This is a genomic window from Phenylobacterium sp., from assembly GCF_004299445.1.
GTDB lineage: Bacteria > Pseudomonadota > Alphaproteobacteria > Caulobacterales > Caulobacteraceae > Phenylobacterium.
This window is the reverse complement of record NZ_SCTC01000065.1, coordinates 26,675-45,761: the sequence shown is the minus strand read 5'-3', so window position 1 is coordinate 45,761 and position 19,087 is coordinate 26,675. Positions and strand designations below refer to the sequence as shown.

Annotated in this window: 24 protein-coding genes; 13 read left to right on the top strand and 11 right to left on the bottom strand. The window is 69.3% G+C overall.

Translation table 11 applies throughout. The annotated features are described in order from the left end of the window. Window positions 1-45 precede the first annotated feature (45 nt). From queC to EPN98_RS17825, 3 genes are read left to right on the top strand one after another with little or no spacing between them, the layout of a single operon-like run. Window positions 46-771, top strand: a complete 726-nt coding sequence (queC, locus tag EPN98_RS17835) for a 7-cyano-7-deazaguanine synthase QueC (RefSeq protein WP_293364269.1) — start codon at window positions 46-48, stop codon at window positions 769-771. Then, window positions 768-1,400 carry a 7-carboxy-7-deazaguanine synthase gene (gene queE / locus EPN98_RS17830; RefSeq protein WP_293364268.1) on the top strand — a complete coding sequence of 211 codons (633 nt, stop codon included), beginning with the start codon at window positions 768-770 and terminating at the stop codon, window positions 1,398-1,400. Before queC ends, queE begins: the two co-directional genes overlap by 4 nt. Before the next feature lie 33 nt (window positions 1,401-1,433). Continuing rightward, complete coding sequence (locus EPN98_RS17825; protein WP_293364267.1) at window positions 1,434-1,805, top strand: 6-carboxytetrahydropterin synthase; 372 nt, start codon at window positions 1,434-1,436, stop codon at window positions 1,803-1,805. A 3-nt stretch (window positions 1,806-1,808) separates the two neighbouring features. Here the strand turns inward: EPN98_RS17825 and aroC are convergent, their stop codons facing one another. The 4 genes from aroC to EPN98_RS17805 all read right to left on the bottom strand — a co-directional run bounded on the left by aroC (window position 1,809) and on the right by EPN98_RS17805 (window position 5,681). Then, window positions 1,809-2,921: a chorismate synthase gene (gene aroC / locus EPN98_RS17820; protein ID WP_293364266.1), complete on the bottom strand. Its 1,113-nt coding sequence runs from the start codon at window positions 2,919-2,921 to the stop codon at window positions 1,809-1,811. A gap of 47 nt (window positions 2,922-2,968) precedes the next feature. Continuing rightward, a complete protein-coding gene (locus tag EPN98_RS17815) occupies window positions 2,969-3,280 on the bottom strand; it encodes a hypothetical protein (RefSeq protein ID WP_293364265.1) in 312 nt (103 codons plus the stop codon). 90 nt (window positions 3,281-3,370) lie between these two features. Continuing rightward, window positions 3,371-4,303, bottom strand: a complete 933-nt coding sequence (locus EPN98_RS17810) for an SDR family NAD(P)-dependent oxidoreductase (protein ID WP_293364264.1) — start codon at window positions 4,301-4,303, stop codon at window positions 3,371-3,373. 118 nt (window positions 4,304-4,421) lie between these two features. Then, entirely contained in the window at window positions 4,422-5,681 is a 1,260-nt protein-coding gene (locus tag EPN98_RS17805) for an MFS transporter (protein ID WP_293364263.1), read from the bottom strand. 306 nt (window positions 5,682-5,987) lie between these two features. Between EPN98_RS17805 and EPN98_RS17800 the strand changes: the two genes are divergently transcribed. From EPN98_RS17800 to EPN98_RS17775, 6 genes are all read left to right on the top strand, one after another. Beyond that, window positions 5,988-6,476 carry a hypothetical protein gene (locus tag EPN98_RS17800; RefSeq protein ID WP_293364262.1) on the top strand — a complete coding sequence of 163 codons (489 nt, stop codon included), beginning with the start codon at window positions 5,988-5,990 and terminating at the stop codon, window positions 6,474-6,476. Between the two features lie 251 nt (window positions 6,477-6,727). Then, a complete protein-coding gene (locus tag EPN98_RS17795) occupies window positions 6,728-7,228 on the top strand; it encodes an N-acetyltransferase (RefSeq protein ID WP_293364261.1) in 501 nt (166 codons plus the stop codon). Window positions 7,229-7,308: 80 nt separating this feature from the next. Next, on the top strand, window positions 7,309-7,860 hold the full coding sequence (locus EPN98_RS17790; RefSeq protein WP_293364281.1) for a DUF1285 domain-containing protein: 552 nt from the start codon (window positions 7,309-7,311) through the stop codon (window positions 7,858-7,860). A 5-nt stretch (window positions 7,861-7,865) separates the two neighbouring features. After that, entirely contained in the window at window positions 7,866-8,507 is a 642-nt protein-coding gene (locus tag EPN98_RS17785; protein ID WP_293364260.1) for a CoA pyrophosphatase, read from the top strand. A 27-nt stretch (window positions 8,508-8,534) separates the two neighbouring features. Next, window positions 8,535-9,803: a CCA tRNA nucleotidyltransferase gene (locus tag EPN98_RS17780; RefSeq protein WP_293364259.1), complete on the top strand. Its 1,269-nt coding sequence runs from the start codon at window positions 8,535-8,537 to the stop codon at window positions 9,801-9,803. Then, window positions 9,800-10,495 carry a type 1 glutamine amidotransferase gene (locus EPN98_RS17775; RefSeq protein ID WP_293364258.1) on the top strand — a complete coding sequence of 232 codons (696 nt, stop codon included), beginning with the start codon at window positions 9,800-9,802 and terminating at the stop codon, window positions 10,493-10,495. The genes EPN98_RS17780 and EPN98_RS17775 overlap by 4 nt, the downstream gene beginning before the upstream one ends. A gap of 16 nt (window positions 10,496-10,511) precedes the next feature. Here EPN98_RS17775 and EPN98_RS17770 read toward each other — a convergent pair whose 3' ends face one another. The 4 genes from EPN98_RS17770 to EPN98_RS17755 are packed head-to-tail and all read right to left on the bottom strand — an operon-like array spanning window position 10,512 to window position 13,347. Next, a complete protein-coding gene (locus EPN98_RS17770) occupies window positions 10,512-11,108 on the bottom strand; it encodes a GNAT family N-acetyltransferase (protein ID WP_293364257.1) in 597 nt (198 codons plus the stop codon). Beyond that, a complete protein-coding gene (locus EPN98_RS17765; RefSeq protein WP_293364256.1) occupies window positions 11,108-11,938 on the bottom strand; it encodes a ChbG/HpnK family deacetylase in 831 nt (276 codons plus the stop codon). Before EPN98_RS17765 ends, EPN98_RS17770 begins: the two co-directional genes overlap by 1 nt. A 51-nt stretch (window positions 11,939-11,989) precedes the next feature. Continuing rightward, on the bottom strand, window positions 11,990-12,871 hold the full coding sequence (gene hemF, locus EPN98_RS17760; RefSeq protein ID WP_293364255.1) for an oxygen-dependent coproporphyrinogen oxidase: 882 nt from the start codon (window positions 12,869-12,871) through the stop codon (window positions 11,990-11,992). Further along, complete coding sequence (locus tag EPN98_RS17755) at window positions 12,868-13,347, bottom strand: tRNA (cytidine(34)-2'-O)-methyltransferase (RefSeq protein ID WP_293364254.1); 480 nt, start codon at window positions 13,345-13,347, stop codon at window positions 12,868-12,870. The genes hemF and EPN98_RS17755 overlap by 4 nt, the downstream gene beginning before the upstream one ends. A 207-nt stretch (window positions 13,348-13,554) precedes the next feature. Between EPN98_RS17755 and petA the strand changes: the two genes are divergently transcribed. The 3 genes from petA to EPN98_RS17740 are packed head-to-tail and all read left to right on the top strand — an operon-like array spanning window position 13,555 to window position 16,290. Next, window positions 13,555-14,112: a ubiquinol-cytochrome c reductase iron-sulfur subunit gene (petA, locus tag EPN98_RS17750; protein WP_293364253.1), complete on the top strand. Its 558-nt coding sequence runs from the start codon at window positions 13,555-13,557 to the stop codon at window positions 14,110-14,112. Window positions 14,113-14,117: 5 nt separating this feature from the next. Next, window positions 14,118-15,437: a cytochrome b N-terminal domain-containing protein gene (locus EPN98_RS17745; protein WP_293364252.1), complete on the top strand. Its 1,320-nt coding sequence runs from the start codon at window positions 14,118-14,120 to the stop codon at window positions 15,435-15,437. Window positions 15,438-15,444: 7 nt separating this feature from the next. Further along, window positions 15,445-16,290 carry a cytochrome c1 gene (locus EPN98_RS17740; RefSeq protein WP_293364251.1) on the top strand — a complete coding sequence of 282 codons (846 nt, stop codon included), beginning with the start codon at window positions 15,445-15,447 and terminating at the stop codon, window positions 16,288-16,290. Between the two features lie 75 nt (window positions 16,291-16,365). Here EPN98_RS17740 and EPN98_RS17735 read toward each other — a convergent pair whose 3' ends face one another. After that, complete coding sequence (locus tag EPN98_RS17735; protein WP_293364250.1) at window positions 16,366-17,148, bottom strand: hypothetical protein; 783 nt, start codon at window positions 17,146-17,148, stop codon at window positions 16,366-16,368. Window positions 17,149-17,218: 70 nt separating this feature from the next. On the opposite strand from EPN98_RS17735, the gene EPN98_RS17730 reads away from it, so the two are divergent. Then, window positions 17,219-17,683 (top strand): hypothetical protein, encoded by a 465-nt coding sequence (locus tag EPN98_RS17730; RefSeq protein ID WP_293364249.1) that lies wholly within the window; start codon window positions 17,219-17,221, stop codon window positions 17,681-17,683. Here EPN98_RS17730 and EPN98_RS17725 read toward each other — a convergent pair. Together EPN98_RS17725 and EPN98_RS17720 are read right to left on the bottom strand one after the other, a co-directional pair. After that, a complete protein-coding gene (locus tag EPN98_RS17725; RefSeq protein ID WP_293364248.1) occupies window positions 17,680-18,384 on the bottom strand; it encodes a dienelactone hydrolase family protein in 705 nt (234 codons plus the stop codon). The two genes, EPN98_RS17730 and EPN98_RS17725, sit on opposite strands and share 4 nt — an antisense overlap. Before the next feature lie 17 nt (window positions 18,385-18,401). Beyond that, window positions 18,402-19,076 carry a dienelactone hydrolase family protein gene (locus EPN98_RS17720; RefSeq protein ID WP_293364247.1) on the bottom strand — a complete coding sequence of 225 codons (675 nt, stop codon included), beginning with the start codon at window positions 19,074-19,076 and terminating at the stop codon, window positions 18,402-18,404. Between the last annotated feature and the right edge of the window lie 11 nt (window positions 19,077-19,087).

Here is a 19,087-nt window from a genome sequence, read left to right as displayed (position 1 = left end):
CCAGCGTAGCCCTGCAAACTTCCCTCGCGCGCGCCACTGGCCCATATGGGGCCGATGACCGATCAGGCGCTTGTCCTCTTCTCCGGCGGCCAGGATTCCACCGTGTGCCTTGCCTGGGCGCTCGACCGCTATGAGCACGTGGAGACCGTGGGCTTCGACTACGGGCAGCGCCATGGCGTCGAGCTTCAGGCGCGTCAGGCCGTCCGCGCCCGGATCGCGCGCGAGTATCCCAAGTGGGCCGCGCGGTTGGGTGAGGACCATATGCTGGACATCCGCAGCTTCGGGGCCCTCGGCGAGACCGCGATGACCACCGAGCGTGCGATTGAGTTCACCGAGAAGGGCCTGCCGTCGACGTACGTCCCGGGCCGCAATCTCGTGTTCCTGACCTACGCCGCCGCCTTCGCCGACCGCAGAAGACTGAACGTGCTGGTGGGCGGCATGTGCGAGACCGACTTCTCCGGCTATCCCGATTGCCGCCGCCAGACCCTCGACGCGATGGAGACGGCGCTGAACCTGGGCATGCAGCAGACCTTCCGGATCGAAACGCCGCTGATGTGGCTGACGAAGGCGCAGACCTGGGCCCTGGCCAACGGTCTGGGCGGCGAGTCGCTGGTGGCGATCACGGTCGAGGAGAGCCACACCTGCTATCTCGGCGAGCGGGGGACCCTGCACGCCTGGGGCCATGGCTGCGGAACCTGTCCCGCGTGCGAACTGCGCAAGACCGGCTTCGAGGCGTGGGAGGCGGGCGGTCGTCCCGCTTTGGACTCGTGAGCTACGCGGTCAAGGAGATATTCCTCACGCTGCAGGGCGAAGGCGGTCAGGCCGGGCGCCCGGCGGTGTTCTGCCGTTTCGCCGGATGCAATCTTTGGAGCGGGCTGGAGCGCGATCGCGCCAAGGCGGTCTGCACCTTCTGCGACACCGACTTCGTGGGCATGGATGGGCCCGGCGGCGGCCGATTCCCCGACGCCGACGCCCTGGCCGCCGCGGTCGAGGCGGCGTGGACGGGCGGGGCGAGCGACCGGCTGACCGTTCTGACGGGCGGGGAACCGCTGCTGCAGGTGGACCCGGCCCTGATCGAGGCCCTGCACGCCCGCGGCTTCGCGATTGCGCTCGAGACCAACGGCACCCTGCCGGTCCCGGAGGGCGTCGACTGGATCTGCGTCAGCCCCAAGGCCGACGCCGAGGTGGTGCAGACCCAGGGCCAGGAGCTGAAGCTGGTCTTCCCCCAGACCAAGGCGCCTCCCGAACGCTTCGAGCACCTGGATTTCGAACGGTTCCTGCTGCAGCCGATGGATGGGCCCGACCGCGACGCAAACACGCGCGCGGCCATCGCCTATTGCCTTGAACACCCTCGCTGGCGTTTAAGCGTCCAAACCCACAAGTACCTCGGCATAGCCTGAGGCGTTTTCGCCCCGGCGGCCCAACTCTTTGCGATGACCCAGCCCGTTTTCGAAATCACCAAGGCCGCGACGTTCGATGCGGCCCACTTCTTCGCAGATGGGCCCGATCACAGGCCCTACACGAACCTCCATGGCCATTCGTTCAAAGTGGAGGCCACCGTTCGAGGCCAGACCCAGGAACCCGTCGGTTGGGTCGCAGATCTCGCCGACCTGGAAAGCGCGCTGAAGGGCGTGGCGAGCGAGCTGGACCACGGCCTGCTGAACGAGAAGCCGGGCCTGGAACGCCCCACCCTGGAGCATCTCTGCCTCTATTTCGCAGAACGCCTGCGGGTGAAGTTCCCCGGTCTGTCGCGGATCGTGGTCTCGCGCCCCACCATCAGCGAGAGCTGCGCACTGAGCCTGTAGGGCTCAACGCCCCGGCGTGAACGCCGCCCCACCGGTCTGGGCCCGATGGCGCAGGAAGGCGTCGGCCAGGACGCAGGCGACCATCGCTTCAACCACCGGCACGGCGCGGATGCCCACGCAGGGATCGTGACGGCCCTTGGTGCGCAGTTCAATCTCCTCGCCCGCCTCGTTGATGCTGCGCCGGAGCGACAGGATCGAGGACGTCGGCTTGAACGCCACCCGCGCGGTCACGGCCTGGCCGGTCGAAATGCCGCCCAGCACGCCGCCGGCCTTGTTCGACAGGAACAGGGGCGCACCGTCGTTGCCCATCCGCATCTCGTCGGCGTTCTCCTCGCCTGAAAGCGCGGCCGAGCCGAAGCCGGCGCCGATCTCCACGCCCTTTGCGGCGTTGATCGACATCAGGGCCGCGGCGAGTTCGGCGTCCAGCTTTCCGTAGAGCGGCGCGCCCCAGCCGGCGGGAACGCCGGTGGCCTCGACCGCCACGACGGCGCCGGTGGACGAGCCCGCCTTGCGCACCTTTTCGAGGTGCTCGGTCCAGACCGGGACGATGTCCGGATCCGGGGCCCAGAATTCGTTGTCGCCGGTGACGCCGAAGTCGATGCGCTGGGGGTCGACCGCGTGCGGGCCGATCTGGACCACGGCGCCGCGGATGGTGACGCCCTCGATGATCTTGCGCGCCACACCGCCCGCCGCCACGCGCGCGGCGGTTTCGCGCGCCGACTGCCGGCCGCCGCCGCGATAGTCGCGCACGCCGTACTTGGCGAAGTAGGGGTAGTCGGCGTGCCCCGGCCGGAACGCCTGGGCGATCTCGGAGTAGTCGCGGCTACGCTGGTCGACGTTGTCGATGATCATGGAGATCGGCGTGCCGGTGGTACGCTGGCCATCGGACCGCTCATCCTGGAACACGCCCGAGAGGATTCGGACGGCGTCCGGCTCCTGGCGCTGCGTGACGAACTTGCCCTGGCCCGGACGGCGGCGGTCCAGCCAGGGCTGGATGTCGGCCTCGGTCAGCGCGATGCCGGGCGGACACCCGTCGACCACGCAGCCGAGCGCGGGCCCGTGGCTCTCGCCCCAGGTGGTCACGCGGAAAAGATGGCCAAAGGTGTTGTGCGACATGGCGGAGGCTTACTAGCCGCTTCGGGCGGCTTCACCAAACGGGCCGGTCAGATGCGAACGTCGACCAGATGCGCCATGGGGCGGACATACGCCCGGGCCTGGTTCTGCGCCGCCAGCGAGCGCAACGCCTCTCCGACGATCATCGCGCTCTCGGCCCGGATGCGCTCGAAGGAGCTGGCCCGGAACAGGCTGACCGGATCGGCTTCAGGCTGGGCGGAATTCTCGCTCGCGACCGACGCCGACTTGCCCGACAGCGCCAGCAGCTCGGCCGTGCTGCGCCACGTGCGCGGCGTCACGGCGTCGGGCGCGTAGGCCAGTCCGCGGGCGATTGCGCCAGTATGGGTCAAGCCGGAGTTCATGCGTCCGATCCACGCAACGACGGCGCCAGACGCGAAAACGGCGGCGGGCGAGACGCCCACCGCCGTTGAAATCGCTGTTGAAATACCCGGCTAGGCGGGCTGCTTGGCCTGCTGCTGGTTGTTGCCCGGCAGGGGGCCGCGGTTCAGGTCGAAGAACTTCGGCGCCATCTTCGGCACGGCTTCGTCGAGGATCGACTGCACCGTCCAGCCCTCTTCCTTGGTCACGGTCTCGATGGGCCGCGGCTGCGAGTAGAGGATGATGTTCTCGCCCGACGAGCCGAAGATCTGGCCCGAGACGTGCGCGGCGGCGGGAGTCACCATGGCCACGGAGAAGCGGGCCGGCTGGTCGGCGCGGATCTTCTCCGCCATCACCGCCCGGCGCGCGGCGGCGGCCTCATCCTTGATCGGCACCGACTGGGTCATGCGGGTCCAGGCGACGGGCGCCAGGCAGTTCGAGCGCACGTTGTTGCGGGCGCCTTCCATGGCGATGATCCGCGAGAGGCCGGCGATGCCCATCTTGGCCGCGCCGTAGTTGGCCTGACCGATGTTGCCGAACAGGCCGGACGTCGAGGTGAAGAACATGTAGGCGCCGTCGTTCTGCTCGCGGAACAGCTCGATGGTGGCGCGCGCCACGTTGAACGAGCCGCGCATGTGGACGGCGATGACCGCATCCCATTCGGCCTCGGTCATCTTGTGGAACATCACGTCGCGCAGGATGCCGGCCGGATTGATCACCGCGTGCAGGCCGCCGAATTCCTTCTTGGCGAGCTCGACCATGCCGTAGACGGCGTCGAGGTCGGTCACGCTGTCGGAGTTGGAGACCGCCTGGCCGCCCGCGGCGCGGATCTCGGCGGCGACCGCCTCGGCCGGACCCGCCGAACCCTCGTCGTCGCCCTTCAGGCCGCCGCCCAGGTCGTTGACGACCACCTTGGCGCCTTCCTGCGCCGCGATGAGCGCGCAGTCGCGCCCAATGCCGTTGCCGCCGCCCGTGACGAGGACAACCTTGCCTTCCAATGCGCCCATGACCGAAATCTCCCAAGAGCCTGCCTGGTGGCAGGCTCGCTTCTAATGTTGGAACGTGACGGGCGCCGAAACCGGCTCCCACTTTCGGCTGTCACGTTCCGGATGAATGGGAAGACGCTTATTCGAGGCGGTCGGCCCTTCGCAAGTCGGGAAACAGCTTGGCCCAGAGGGCGGTGACCATGACGGCGCCCACGCCGCCGAACACGGCCGCGCCCACGGGCCCCAGCAGGCGGGCCACGACACCGCTCTCGAACTCGCCCAGCTCGTTCGAGGCGCCGATGAACACCGAGGACACCGAGGCCACCCGGCCTCGCATGTGGTCGGGGGTGACCAGCTGGACCAGGGTCTGGCGGACAAACACCGAGAGCATGTCGGCGCCGCCCAGGACGGCCAGCGCCGCGACCGACAACCAAAGCGACTTCGACAGGCCGAAGACGATGGTCGCCAGGCCGAAGACGGCGACGCCGGCGAACATGTAGAGGCCGGCCTTGCGCCGGATCGGATTGGCCGCGAGCCACAGGGCCACCAGCGTCGCGCCGATCGCCGGTCCGGCGCGCAGGATGCCGAATCCCTCGGGCCCCACGTGCAGCACGTCGCGCGCGAAGACGGGGAGCAGGGCGGTCGCGCCGCCCAGCAGCACGGCGAACAGGTCCAGCGAGATCGCGCCGAACACGATCTTCTGGCGCCAGACGTAGGCCAGGCCTTCCTTCATCAGCTGCCAGCGCGAGCCGGGGTTGGTCTCGGGCTTGGCGTTGGCGCGGATGCCCATCACGAGCATCGCCGACAGGCCATAGAGGGCGAACGTGGTGAAGTAGGCCGTCTCGGCCGAGCGGGCGACCAGCAGGCCGGCTGCGGCAGGTCCGGCGATCGAGGCGGTCTGCCAGGCCAGGGAGTTCCATGCGATGGCGCGCGGCAACAGCTTGCGCGGCACCAGCATGGGCCCCAGCGCGGTGTTGGCGGGCGCGAAGAACGCGCGGCTGGCGCCGAACAGGGCCGCGATCACCAGCAGCAGGGCGGGCGAGGCATAGCCGTTGACGGTGGCGATCGCGAGCGCGAGCACGCTGACGATCTCGCCCGACAGGCACAGCAGCAGCACCTTCTTGCGATCATAGCGGTCCGCGGCCTCGCCGGCCGGCAGGGTGAGCAGGAAGACGGGCACGAACGCCGCCAGCCCGATCATGCCGACCAGGAAGGCGCTCTCCTCGACGGACCGGGTCTGGCGCGCGATGGCGTACATCTGCCAGCCCATGGCGACGCTTTGGATCTGGCTGGCGAAGCTCCCCGTCCAGCGTGTTCCCCAGAACATCAGGTAGTCGCGCTCCTTCAGCAGGGCGCGGGCGGATGGAACGGCGTCGTCGTCGGGGGGCGTATCGGACATGCGAGGGGTGCAACTTGGCCGTCGCCGCGCGTCGGGGCAATGGCCGCGAGCGAGGCCGTGGCAGGCAAGTCGTTTTTCAGTATTACCAGGTCACCACTATCGCGACGCGACAAGGAATGAGACTTATGCGTGTAGTGATGTAACCTCTTCAGATAATCATCTGCGACATGTTGTCCATCTGGCTCGAATCTGGATGGTTAATGCCGAATTCACGACGATCGGTCGTGGGTGGTTAATGCGTACCGATGTTCTTCCCCCGGGCGAAATTCGACACACAACGTCGTCGAAACCCTGGAGAACCCAACGATGAAGTTCGCTTGCCTGGCCGCTGTGGCCTTGACCGCCCTGGCCCTGCCGGCCGCCGCCGCCGACCTGCGCGTGTCGCAGGAGCCCAGCCCGGTCGTCCGCATCAGCCTGATCGGCAAGACCGACGCCCAGGTGGCCGGCGAGATCCAGGCGGCTGCGATCACCGTCTGCAACGCCTCGGCCGGTCCCTGCGTGCAATCGGCCATCCGCAACGCCAACCGTCAGTACGCCGCCATCAAGCGCAGCCGTGACGGCGCCGCCGCCACCAAGGTGGAAGTCATCCGCGACGAACGCGCCAGCGTCCGCGTGAAGGTGGCGGGCCGCTCGTTCGACCAGATCAACGCCGACATCGACGCCGCGGCCAAGTCGGTCTGCAAGGCCGTCGGCGGCCCGAACTTCCGCGGCTGCGTCGACAAGGCCTCGCGCGACGCCAGGACTCAGCTGCGCGACATGCAGGTGGCATCGGCCGGCGAGTTTGCTTCGCGCTGAGTTCGTTCCGCAACGTGTAGAGCGGCCCGCCGGCGACGGCGGGCCGCTTTGCATTGCACGCGTGAGATCGCCGCATGGCCAAACCGAGCGTTGACCCCAGGGGCCGATGGCCCTATCTGCGCGCTTCCCTGTCCACGGCCCGGAGGGCCCGAGAGATGCGACGACGTCCGCTGGCTTAAGCAGCCACCCGAACCCAAGCGGCCTGGGCCAGACGCCCGCCGTAGTCGCCCACTCATCTCTCGAGACCGCTCATGTCCCTGCAACCTTGCCGGCCCCCGCCGGAGCTTGTCCTCGTCAACGAGACCGCCGCCCATGGCCCCGCCATCGAGGCGCTGCTGGACCGCGCCTTCGGGCCCGGCCGTTTCGCCAAGGTGTCCGAGCGCGTCCGCGAGTTTGCTGACTTCGCCCAGGACCTGTCGTTCTGCGCCGTCGAGGGCGACACCGTCGTGGGCGTGGTGCGCATGTGGCGCGTGGCCGCTGGCGACCAGCCGATCGTCTTCCTGGGCCCCCTGGCGGTCGAGGCTTCCGAACGCCGCGCCGGCCTGGGCGCCATGTTGGTGGAGCGCGCGTGCGAGGCCTCGCACGACGCCGGCGAGGCCGCCGTCGTGCTGGTGGGCGACCTGCCGTACTTCCAGCGCGTGGGCTTCGCCGTCGCCCCTGACGTGAAGCTGCCGGGGCCCGTCGACGCGCGCCGCGTCCTGTTCCGCGCGTTCCGGGATGTGACGCTGCAGGGCATGATCCAGCCCCGCTGACGCTGCGTTCGCTTGAGGCGACTCCTCCCACCCCCTACCTTGCCGGGGTGACCACCGTTCAGAAGCCCGGCCTCGACGCCATCGCCCAAGCCGCCCAGTCCCAGCAGAAGGGGCAGGCGCCGGGCCGCGGCCTGCCGCCGGTGCACCTGTGGAACCCCGCGCACTCGGGCGAGATCGACATCGTCATCACGTCGGACGGCCGCTGGCTGCACGAAGGCGCTGTCATCTACCGCGAGGCGCTGGTGCGGCTGTTCTCGACGATCCTGCGCAAGGACCCCGACGGCGTCTACCTCGTGACGCCGGTCGAGAAGCTGAAGATAACTGTCGAGGACGCGCCCTTTCTGGCCGTGCGCGTGGATCGCGAAGGGGGCGACCTGAAGTTCCTCACCAACGTCGGCGACGAGGTCACAGCCGGCCCCGACAACGCCATCCGCGTCGAGGTTGGAGAGGATGGCGAACCCAGACCCTACCTGCACGTCCGTCGCGGCCTCGAGGCGCTGATCTCGCGGCCGGTATTCTACGAGCTGGTCGACCTGGCCGAGCCGCGCGACACCCCGGACGGCGAGACACTGGGGGTCAGCTCGAACGGCGCCTGGTTCGCCGTGGGCCCGCCGGGCGCGCACCTCTCGTGAACGCCATGGCCCCCGCCCACGAGCTGCGCGACTGGATCGCCGACCACCTCGACCCGCTGCACGACCACGCGGTCGAAGGCGGCCCGCGGCGCTCGGATTTCGACCTCTCGCCCGGCGGGTGGGTCGACGCCGCGTCAGATCCGCCGAAGCCTGCTGCGGTGCTGATCGGCCTGGTCGAGCGCGACCACGGCTTGAACGTCCTGCTCACGCGCCGCTCGGACACCATGCGCAGCCACACCGGCCAGGTCGCCCTGCCGGGCGGGCGCCAGGACGAGGGGGAGCGGCCCTGGGAAACCGCGCTGCGCGAGGCGCACGAGGAAGTGGGGCTCGAGCCGCACTTCGTCAGCCTGATCGGCCTGTCGACTCCGTACCACACGGGCAGCGGCTACCTGATCACGCCGGTGGTGGGCTTCGTGCGGCCGGGCTTCTCGCTCCGCCCCAATCCCGACGAGGTGGCCGACATCTTCGAGACGCCGTTCGGCTATCTCATGGACCCCACCAACTACGAGGAGCACGAGCGCACCCTGCCCACCGGCGAGACCCGGCGCTTCTACGCGACCACTCACGAGACGCAGTACATCTGGGGCGCCACGGCGGGCATCCTGCGCGCGCTCCACGAGCGGCTGTACGGCGCGACCCTTGCCTAGCGCGCGCCTTCGGGCCACTTCCGCGCCATGACCGACACCCCCTCCACGAACGAAGGCTTGGGCCAGCGCCACTGGATGACCAACCCCGCGACGGTCGCGGTGCTGGATGCGCTCGAGGCCGAGGGCGGGGCCGACTGCGCGCGGTTCGTGGGCGGCAGCGTCCGCAACGCCATCGTCGGCCGGCCGGTCGACGACATCGACATCGCCACCACCCTGACGCCCGACCGTGTCGCCCAGGCGCTGAAGGCCGCCGGGATCGCCGCCATTCCCACCGGCATCGAGCACGGCACGATCACCGCCGTGTCGAACCACCTGCCGCACGAGATCACCACGCTGCGTCGCGACGTCTCCACCGACGGCCGCCGCGCCACCGTAGCCTTCACGACCGATTGGGCCGAGGACGCCCAGCGCCGCGACTTCACCCTGAACTCGCTCTACGCGCGCCGCGACGGCTCGATCTTCGATCCCACCGGCCATGGCGTGGCCGACGCCAAGGCGGGCCGCATCGTCTTCGTGGGCGAGCCCGAGCAGCGGCTGGTCGAGGACCACCTGCGCAACCTGCGTTTCTTCCGCTTCTACGCCTGGTTCGGTAAGGGCGCGCCCGACGCCGCCGCCGCCGCCGCCTGCGCGCGTCTGAAGGACAGCATCGACGGCCTGGCCGCCGAACGGATCTCCAAGGAACTCCTGAAGCTGCTGGCGGCCGACGATCCGCGCGCCGCCGTTCGGCTGATGGCGGAAACCGGCGTGCTGGAGGTGGTGCTGAAGACGCAGGCCAACCTCGCCCGTTTCGAGGCCCTGGTGGAGATCGACACCGAGCAGTTCCTCGACGGCGATCCGGTCCTGCGCCTGGCCGCCCTGCTGCCAGACGACCAGGTGGCCGCCATGGCCCTGGCGACGCGGCTGCGGCTGTCGAACCCCGATCGCGACCGTATCGTCGCCGCGCTGGCGCCTACGCCCGTGCTGAAGAGCTGGATGAGCCCGCGCGAAATCCGCCGCGAGGTCTATCGCGCCGGCACGGCCACGTTTCGCGACCGCGCCAGGCTGGCCTGGGCCGCCGCGCCGCGCACGGCCGCCACCATGCAGTGGCGCGGCCTGATCGCCCTGGCCGAAGGCTGGACCCGTCCCGAACTGCCGCTCAGCGGCCAGGAGGTCATGAACGCCGGCGTCCCCAAGGGCCCGCTGGTGGGCCAGGTGATGCGCGAGGTCGAGGACTGGTGGATCGACAACGACTTCATCGACGACAAGCTGTCGGTCATCGAGAAGCTGAAGGCCGTGGCCCAGGGCATGGTCTATTGAGAATAGGCGTCCTCAAGACCGGCCGGCCCCCGAACCCGGCGATCCCGACGTTCGGGACCTATCCCGACATGTTCATGGAGCTGCTGGGCCGCGACGCCTACGACTGGCGAACCTATGCGGCCGACGAGGGCGAGTATCCGGCGGCGCCCGAGGACTGCGACGCCTACATCGTCACCGGCTCGGCGGCGGGGGTCTATGACGACGATCCCTGGATCGGCCAGCTGATGGACTTCCTGCGCGCCGCCAAGGGCCGCGCCAAGCTGGTCGGCGTCTGCTTCGGCCACCAGGCCATGGCCCAGGCGTTTGGCGGCCAGGTGATCAAGTCGCCCAAGGGCTGGGGGATCGGCGAACACGCCTACGAAGTCGTCAGCCGCGAGCCCTGGATGGACGCCGCCGATCCCATCAGGCTGCCGGCCTCACACCAGGACCAGGTGGTGAGCCTGCCGCCGGGCGCCGAGCTGATCGCGCGGTCCGAGTTCACGCCCTTCGCCGCCCTGGCCTGGCGCGACCAGCCGGCCATCTCGATGCAGCCGCATCCGGAGTTCCTGCCGGCCTACGCCACAGCCCTCATCGAGGCTCGCCGCGGCAAGGTCTACGCCGACGAGCAGGCCGACCGCGCCATCGCCAGCTTCGGCCGGCCGGACGACCGGGCGCGCGTTGGTGGGTGGATCCGGGCGTTCCTTGCGGGGTAGGGGCGCTGGGCCGGACTCAGCCGATCGCCATCCAGACCACGCTCTTCGGCGGCACGCCCTCCAGCCGGCGAAACCCATAGGCTTCGTAGAACCGCTGTGCGCGCACGTTCGGCGCCTGGCAGCCCAGGTGCGCGCGGCCGCCGACGGTGGCGAGGAAGGCGTCCATGAGCTGCCGTCCCATGCCCTTGCCCTGCAGCCGCGGCAGCAGGTCGATGTGCAGGTGGGCCGGTGCGGCGTCCACCACGGCCTGCGGGTTCGCGGGCGGGTGGTGGATGTGGTGGGCGTCCCACTGTTCGCGGTTGCGCGTCCTCGCGGGCACATCGACGGGGTCCGCATACCGCTCCCGCAGGGCCGGCCACCACGCCTCTTCCAGCCGCGCCTCGAACGCCCGCGTGTCAGGCGCGCCCAGGATGTAGCCCGCGACGCCCTGATCGTCCTCGGCGACGAAGGCGTACTGAGGCAGCAATACCCCGTACGGCGCCGCGAAGATCTCCCCGATGATCCTGTAGTCCTCGTAGAGGTGCGTGCCGTCGGCGCCGTTGTCGCCGGTCTTCAGGCAGATGTCGTAGAGCGCCGGCAGGTCGTCCGGCCGATAGGGGCGGACCCGAACCATCAGACGGCCCGCTGCAGGTCGCGCAGGGCGGCGAAGCTGATCAGCCGCGCGCCCGCCGCGTCGATCAGGGCGCTGAAGCCCGGGCTCAGCATCTCGGCGTAATCGCCAATGCGGATGTCCGTGTGCGTCGGGTCGTAGGCGCGCAGCTCGGGGCCGTCCTCCACCGGATGCAGGAACAGCTCGGTCACGCCGGGGCGCAGGTTCCCCAGCCGCTCGGCCACGGAGCCGCGCGGGCGCCCCCAGACGTCGATCATGTGATCGGGGCAGAGGATGCCCTCGGCGCGCGCCGAGGTGCGGGCGGCGAAACCCAGGCGTTCCTCGGTGCGGGCGCCGAACATGCGGATCGGCAGGCGGTATTCGGCGGCAAGGTCGAGGAAAACCTCGAAATAGCGCCGCTCCAGCTGCATCACCCCCATGTGCGTGTCCAGGTGGGTGACGTCGACGCCCCAGGCGTAGGCCTGCTCGATCTGGGCGCGGCACTCGGCGCGCACGTCTGCGAGGTCGGCGCGGTCCCACACGGCCTCGGCGGTTGTGGGGAGATAACCCTCTGCATCGTGCAGCGAGGACGCGCCCGTGAGGCTGCGCCAGCGGTAGGCGGGGTACTCGGCGGTCAGGGTCAGGTGCACGCCGATGCCGCCGTCCTGCGCGCGCCGAACGCCATCCAGCGCCCAGGGGCACGGAACCATCAGCGTGGAGCTGGAGGCCGCCCCGCGGCGCATCACCTCGCCGATGGCGCGATTGGCTGACGCCGACGAGCCCAGGTCGTCGCAGTTGACGATCAGCAGCTTGGCGTCGGACGAGAAGCCCAGGCGTTCGGCAAGTGTCGGCAAGCTTTATCCTCTTTCCCGCTCGTTAGGGAGGAGAGAACGACAAGCCCGGACCTACGTCCAGGCCACCATCGGTGGCATCGACGACAGGATGGTCTCGATGTTCCCGCCGGCCTTCAGGCCGAACATCGTGCCGCGGTCGTAGAGCAGGTTGAACTCGACGTAGCGGCCGCGGCGGATCAGCTGCTCCTGCCGCTCGGCCTCGCCCCAGGCTTGGCTCATCCGCTTGCGCACGATCTTCGGGTAGACGTCCAGGAACGCCTCGCCGACAGCGCGGGTGAAGGCGAAGTCCTTCTCGAAGTCCCCGCTGTTGTGGCGGTCGTAGAAGATGCCGCCGATGCCGCGCATCTCCTTGCGGTGGGGCAGGTAGAAGTACTCGTCGCACCACGCCTTGTACTTGCCGTACCACTCGGGATCGAAGGGGTCGCAGGCGCCCCGCATCGCGGCGTGGAACAGCTGGGTGTCGTCGGCCTCCTGGGTCCGCTGCACGTCCAGCATCGGCGTCAGGTCGGCGCCGCCGCCGAACCAGCTCTCGGCCGTCGACAGGAAGCGGGTGTTCATGTGCACGGTCGGCACGCACGGGCTGCGCGGGTGCACGATCAGGCTGATGCTGGACGAGACGTAGGTCGGGTCCTTGTCGGCGCCCGGCATCTGGGCCGCCATCTCGGGCGAGAATCGCGCCGTGGCGGCCGACGTGTGCACCGCCGCCTTCTCGAACAGCCGCCCCTTGAAAAAGCCGCCGACGCCGCCGCCGACACCGGTCTCCCGGGTCCAGGGCCGCATGTCGAAGCGACCGGCGGGTTCCGGGAACAGGTCGGCCGGGGCCTCCGCGTCCAGCCGTTCCAGCTCGGCGCAGATTCGCGACTGCAGATCCTCGAACCACGTCTTCGCGCGGTCGCGGCGTTCCAGGATCTCAGGCGGCAGGGTCGTCGTCATGCGGGCGAGTCTGTTCGTTGCAGGCGCGGGAAGGCCTTGATCTGCCGCAAGCCCTCGCCCAACGCCAGTGTCGCCGCGGTCACGACGTTCAGCGATCGCGCCCCCGGAGCCAGAGGAATCACGACGCGCGCGTCTGCGGCATCATGGACGTCGTCGGGGACGCCGGCGCTCTCGCGACCGAACAGCAGGGTGTCCTCCGGACCGAACGCGAAGTCGTGCAGCGGCGTCGCGCCGCGCGTCGTGAACAGCACCAGTCGGCGGGAAGGTGCGGATTTCGCACGAAAATCTCGCCAGCCCGCGTGTCGCGTCACCTGCGCAAGGTCCCCATAGTCCATGGCGGCGCGGCGGATTGCGGCGTCGCTCAAGGGGAATCCACAGGGCTCGATCACGTCCAGCGGAACGCCCAGGCAGGCGGCCAGCCGGATCGCGGCGCCCAGGTTTTGCGGAATGTCCGGTTGAAAAAGGGCCAAACGCATTCTAAGGCCTCTCGCCATCGGGAGTAGCCGGGGGGCAGGGGTACGAATCACGGGTGGGCGGACATGTCGTTCGCATTGTCGCCCGTGTAACGCGCCTGGCCCTCGTCCGCGCCCGGAAACGGTCCTGCGTCAGCGCTGGCGCGGGCCGCAAGCATTTGGGCCTCAAGGGGAAACCCGGACAGGCCCCTTTCGAAGGGTAGCTTCAAGGTGGCCGACACCGTCGCGGGCGCAAATCCCGACACGCATGGCGCGGGGGACGACCCCAGCCGTCGCGACTTCATTCATATCGCCGCTGGCGCGGCCGCGGTTGGCGCCGTGGCCGGCGTCGCATGGCCGTTGATCGATCAGATGAACCCCGCCGGCGATACGCTGGCGCTGTCGTCCATCGAGTTCGATCTGGGCAAGGTGGCTCCGGGCCAGCAGGTCGTCGTGAAATGGCGGGGCAAGCCGCTGTTCGTCCGCAACCGCAGCCCGGAACAGATCGCCGCGGCCGTGAAGGACGACAATGCTGGCGACCTGCGCGATCCGCAGACCGACGAAGAGCGGCACAAGCCCGGCAAGGCCGAGTGGCTGGTGCTGATCGGCACCTGCACGCATCTGGGCTGCGTGCCCACGGTCGGCGGCGGCGACTACGGCGGCTGGTTCTGCCCGTGCCACGGGTCGCACTACGACCTGTCGGGTCGTATCCGGAAGGGCCCCGCGCCCAGGAACCTGCAGGTGCCGGAATACGTCTTCCTCTCTGACACCTCGATCAAGGTGGGCTGAACCCGATGAGCGGACATTCAACCTACGAGCCGAAGACCGGCATCGAGCGCTGGCTCGATACGCGCCTGCCCATCGTGCGGTTCATGAAGGACACGGCGCTCGACTTCCCGACGCCGAAGAACCTGAACTACTGGTACACGTTCGGCGGCATCCTGGCGCTCATGCTGGGCATCCAGCTGGCCACGGGCATCGTGCTGGCCATGCACTACGTGCCGCATGTCGACCACGCCTTCGCCTCGGTCGAGCGCATCATGCGTGACGTCAACTACGGTTGGCTGATCCGCTACATGCACGCCAACGGCGCCTCGATGTTCTTCCTGGCGGTCTACATCCACATGATCCGCAACCTCTACTACGGCTCCTACAAGGCGCCGCGCGAGGTGCTGTGGATCCTGGGCTGCGTGATCTACCTGCTCATGATGGCCACGGCCTTCATCGGCTACGTGCTGCCCTGGGGCCAGATGAGCTTCCACGGCGCCGTCGTGATCACCAACCTGATCGGCGCGCTGCCGATCGTCGGCGAGCCGATCACCACCCTGCTCTGGGGCGGCCCGGCGGTGGACAACCCCACCCTCAACCGCTTCTTCTCGCTGCACTACCTGCTGCCCTTCGTGATCGCAGGCGTCGTGATCCTGCACATCTGGGCGCTGCACGTGCCGGGGAACAACAACCCGACCGGCGTGAACGTGAAGTCGAAGGACGACACCGTTCCGTTCCACCCGTACTACACGGTGAAGGACGGCTTCGCGATCGCGGTCTTCCTGCTGCTGTACGCCAGCTTCGTGTTCTACAACCCGAACGTCCTGGGCCACGCCGACAACTACATCCCGGCCAACCCGCTGGTGACCCCGGCCCACATCGTGCCCGAATGGTACTTCCTGCCGTTCTACGCGATCCTGCGGGCGGTCCCGGACAAGCTGGGCGGCGTGCTGCTCATGTTCGGCGCCATCGGCACCCTGTTCGTGCTGCCCTGGCTCGACACGTCGAAGGTGCGCTCGATGCGCTACCGCCCGACGGCGCGGCTGTACTTCTTCATCTTCGTCTTCATGTCGCTCGTGCTGGGCTACTGCGGCGGCCAGCTGCCGGACAACCCGGTGTTCGGCTCGCCCAGCGGCTTCAAGCTGCTCGACGCCGACATCAACAGCATGGTGTGGCTCAGCCGCGTCGCGACCATCTACTTCTTCGCCTACTTCTGGCTGATCCTGCCCGTCCTCGGCCTGACGGAAACCCCGCTGCCGGTGCCGGAATCGATCTCGGAACCTGTCCTGTCGCATCCCGCCACGACGCCCGCGGGCGCCGCGGCGTCGCCTGAAAAGAGGGGCTAAGCCTAAGATGCTGCGCAAAGGTATCGCGCTCGCGGCGCTGGGCCTCGCCCTCATTGGTGGGCCCGCTCTCGCCGCCGGCGGTCACGCCGAAATCCGTCACGTCGACTGGACGTTCGACGGCCCGTTCGGGAAGTTCAACCCGGCCCAGGTCCAACGCGGCTACAAGGTCTATCGGGAGGTCTGCGCGGCCTGCCACTCGATGAACCTGATGTACTTCCGCAACCTGGGTCAGCCCGGCGGTCCGTTCTACGACCCGGAGTACAAGAACCCGAACGACAACCCGTACGTGAAGGCGTTGGCCAAGGACATCCAGGTCAACGACATCGACTCCGAGACGGGTGACGTGATCCAGCGTCCGGCCATCCCGGCCGACAAGTTCCCGTCGCCGTTCCCGAACGATGCTGCGGCCGCTGCCTCGAACGGGGGCGCGATTCCTCCGGACCTGTCGGTGATCGTGAAGGCTCGCACGGGCGGCGCCGACTACGTCTACTCGCTGCTGACGGGCTACCGGACGCCTCCGGCGGGCCTGAAGGTGGCTCCTGGCCAGAACTACAACGTCGCCTTCCCGGGCGACCTGACGCCTTTCTGGAGCGGCGACCATAAGAAGGTGCCGCCCGGCGGCTTCCTGGCGATGCCGTCGCAGCTGACGCCCGACAAGGTGACGTTCGACGACGGCACCAAGTCGACCGTCGACCAGCAGGCGCAGGACGTCGTGGCCTTCTTGGCCTGGGCCTCCGAGCCCAAGCAGATGGAGCGCAAGTCGTTCGGCCTGGGCGCGATGATCTACCTGCTGATCTTCACGGTCCTGCTGTACTTCAGCTACCGCCGCGTCTGGCGCAACGTCGCCCACTAGGGCGACGACCGGACCAGAGTTCGAGGGGCCCCGGAGACATCCGGGGCCCTTTCGCATTCCGGGGTCCTCTCGGATTCAGGGAACCGGCTGCGCCACCAACTTGCCGGCTGGAAAGTCGAAGCGCAGGCGGAAGTGGGCCAGGACGTCGGCGCCCAGCAGGCCCACGACGTCGCCCTCGGGCTTCATCAGCCCCGCACCCGCGTCCAGCCCCGTGGCGCCCGCGAACGACACCTGCGGCAGCCGCGCGAGCCAGACCCCGTCAGGATAGAGTTCCTGGGGCCGCGGCAGCGTGCCCGGGACCGCCTGGGCCAAGTCGTCGGCCAGGCGCACCGGCGCGTTGGCCCCGCTGGCGATCACGAAGCGGCCGCGGATCGTGCGCAGCTCATCCGAGACCGCGGCCTCGGCGGTGGGACGGCCCAGATCCCATGCCAGGTCCAGGACCTTGCCGTTGAAGCGAGGCGCCTGGCCGGCCGCCCAGAGCCGCACGCGGCAGGGGGCATAGCTCACGTCCACGACGAAACCCTTCAGCACGTCGGCCCCGATCACGCCCGCGGCGGGGGTCGGCAGGTTCCAGGTGCGCACATCCAGGTCGGCGACCGCCAGGGCTGCGCCGCGGACCGCCATGCCCGCCACCCGGACGTCGCCGGTCAGCGCGGTGTCGGCGATCCCCTCGGCCTCGGCCTTGGTGGAATGCAGCGTGGTCCGCGCGGCGCCGGTGTCCAGGATGTAGTCGCCGCCGATGCCGGCGACCACGGCCGGCACGGTGATGGTCCCGGCCTCGTAGCGGCAGGCGACCTCACCGGCGAGCGCCGGGCTCGCGGCGACCAGGGCCAGGACGCCGAAGGGGAGGGGACTCACGCGGATCACGCCCGACCATAGCCCGAGATTCCGCCTTATCGCCGCCCCGCGTTGTCTCCACATTGAGACCATGGCTCACACGCCCGCCTGGAAAAACTTCCGCCGCACCCAGGACCTGACCGTCGTGACGGCCGGGCTCATCTACGCCGGCGCCGTGGTCCACGCCTTCGACCGTCTGGCGGGCGACCCGCTGCTGGTGCAGCGGACCCTGCTGTGGCCGGGCCTCTTCCTGTCGCTTTCGCTGTCGTTTCCCCTGGCCGTGGGCGTGCTGCGACGCGGGCTCGCGAGGTACGTCTGGATGAGCTTCCAGGCAGGGTTTGGCCAGAACGTGCGCTCGATCCTCGGCGGCGTGGCGCTGCTGGGCGGGGCGGCGGGTCTGATCTACTGGCAGATCTCAATCGCCGCGCACGGGGGCCGCTACCCCGCGGGCGTCTTCTCAGGCTACGCCGCCGGCATCGGTATCCTGGCGGCGCAGGCGGCCCTCGTGAGGGTCCTGGAGCGGCATCCCGAAGTGAAGAAACAGATCGAGCTCTAAGGCTCTCCGCCCCGGTTGTTGCCCCCGCCATTCCGGGCGAACAGCTGCAGGGTGCGCAGACGCGAGAGGCGCGCGCTGTCGGCATGGAAGCCGTTGGGCGCCACGAAGGCGTGGCCCGCGTCGTACTCGTGGACCGGCATCTCCGGATAGGCCTCGCGGATCGCCGCCACCGTGGCCGGCGGGATCAGCTCGTCGGTCTTGCCCAGATGCAGCAGCGTCGGGACCTTCGGCGCGTCGTCCAGGTAGTCGATGATCTGGCCGCCATAGTACGAGGCGACGGCCGACAGGCCCGTGCAGCGCGACGCCGCCAGCCAGGCCACCGTCCCGCCGAAGCAGAAGCCCAGCGCGAACACCGGCGGCGCCAGGGCGTCGATGGCCGCCTGGACGCCGTCCAGCACCTCCGCCCCCCACGCCGCACGCTCGGCGTAGCCGTTCTGGCGCGCGTAGAGGGCTGGGTCTGTGTCGCGCTCGGCGAAGCCGCGGGCTCCGTCCAGCTCAAGCTGGCGGTCGAACAGGCTGGGCACGATCGTCTCGTAGCCGTCTTCCGCGAACTGGTCGGCCAGGGCCCGCAGGTGCGGCGTGACACCCCAGATGGCGTGACAGACGACCAGGCCGCCCCGCCGCGCGTCCATGGTCGGCGCGTGGTAGGCGTCGAACTCGAAGCCGTCCCGCGGGCTGGTCAGGCGGATCGGCTCGCCCACGGCCTCAGGCCCCGGGCCTAAGCATTGTCGAACAGCTCGAGCGTCCGGTGCCGGGCGAGATCGGCGGCCTCGGCGTTGTAGCGCTCGGGGCTCTGGTTGTTGAAACCGTGGCCCGCGCCTTCGTAGATGTAGACCGGAACCTTGTCGCCGTGATGCTCGGCGACGGCGGCCGCCACGTCGTCGGCCGGGATGCCGGGGTCAGTGCGGCCCAGATGCACGATCGTTGGGCAGAGCGGCGTCAGGGCGGCGTTCGCCTGCACCATCGAGCCGTAGTAGCTGGACGCTGCCGCGATCCCCTCGACCTTGCAGGCGCTCAGCCAGGTAAGCGAGCCGCCGTAGCAATAGCCCACGACGCAGACCTTGCCGCCGTGCTTCTTGAGGAAGTCGCGGCAGGCGGCGATGTCGCCCAGCGCCTGCTCCAGCGGCGTGGCGCGCGCCTTCTCGATCCCCGCCTTGATGCCGGCGTCGTCGTGCTCGGCATGGAAGTCGCGTTGCAGGCGGTCGAACATCGCCGGGGCAATGGCCTCGTAGCCCATCTTGGCCCAGCGCTCGACGTCGGCCCGGACGTGCCGGTCGATCCCGAAGATCTCCTGGATCACGATCACGCCGCCCTTGTGCGGCGTGAAGGCGGGCTCGTGATAGGCCGTGAACTCGAAGCCGTCCGCGCCCGCCAGGGTGATCGTCTCGCCCATCTCCGCCTCTC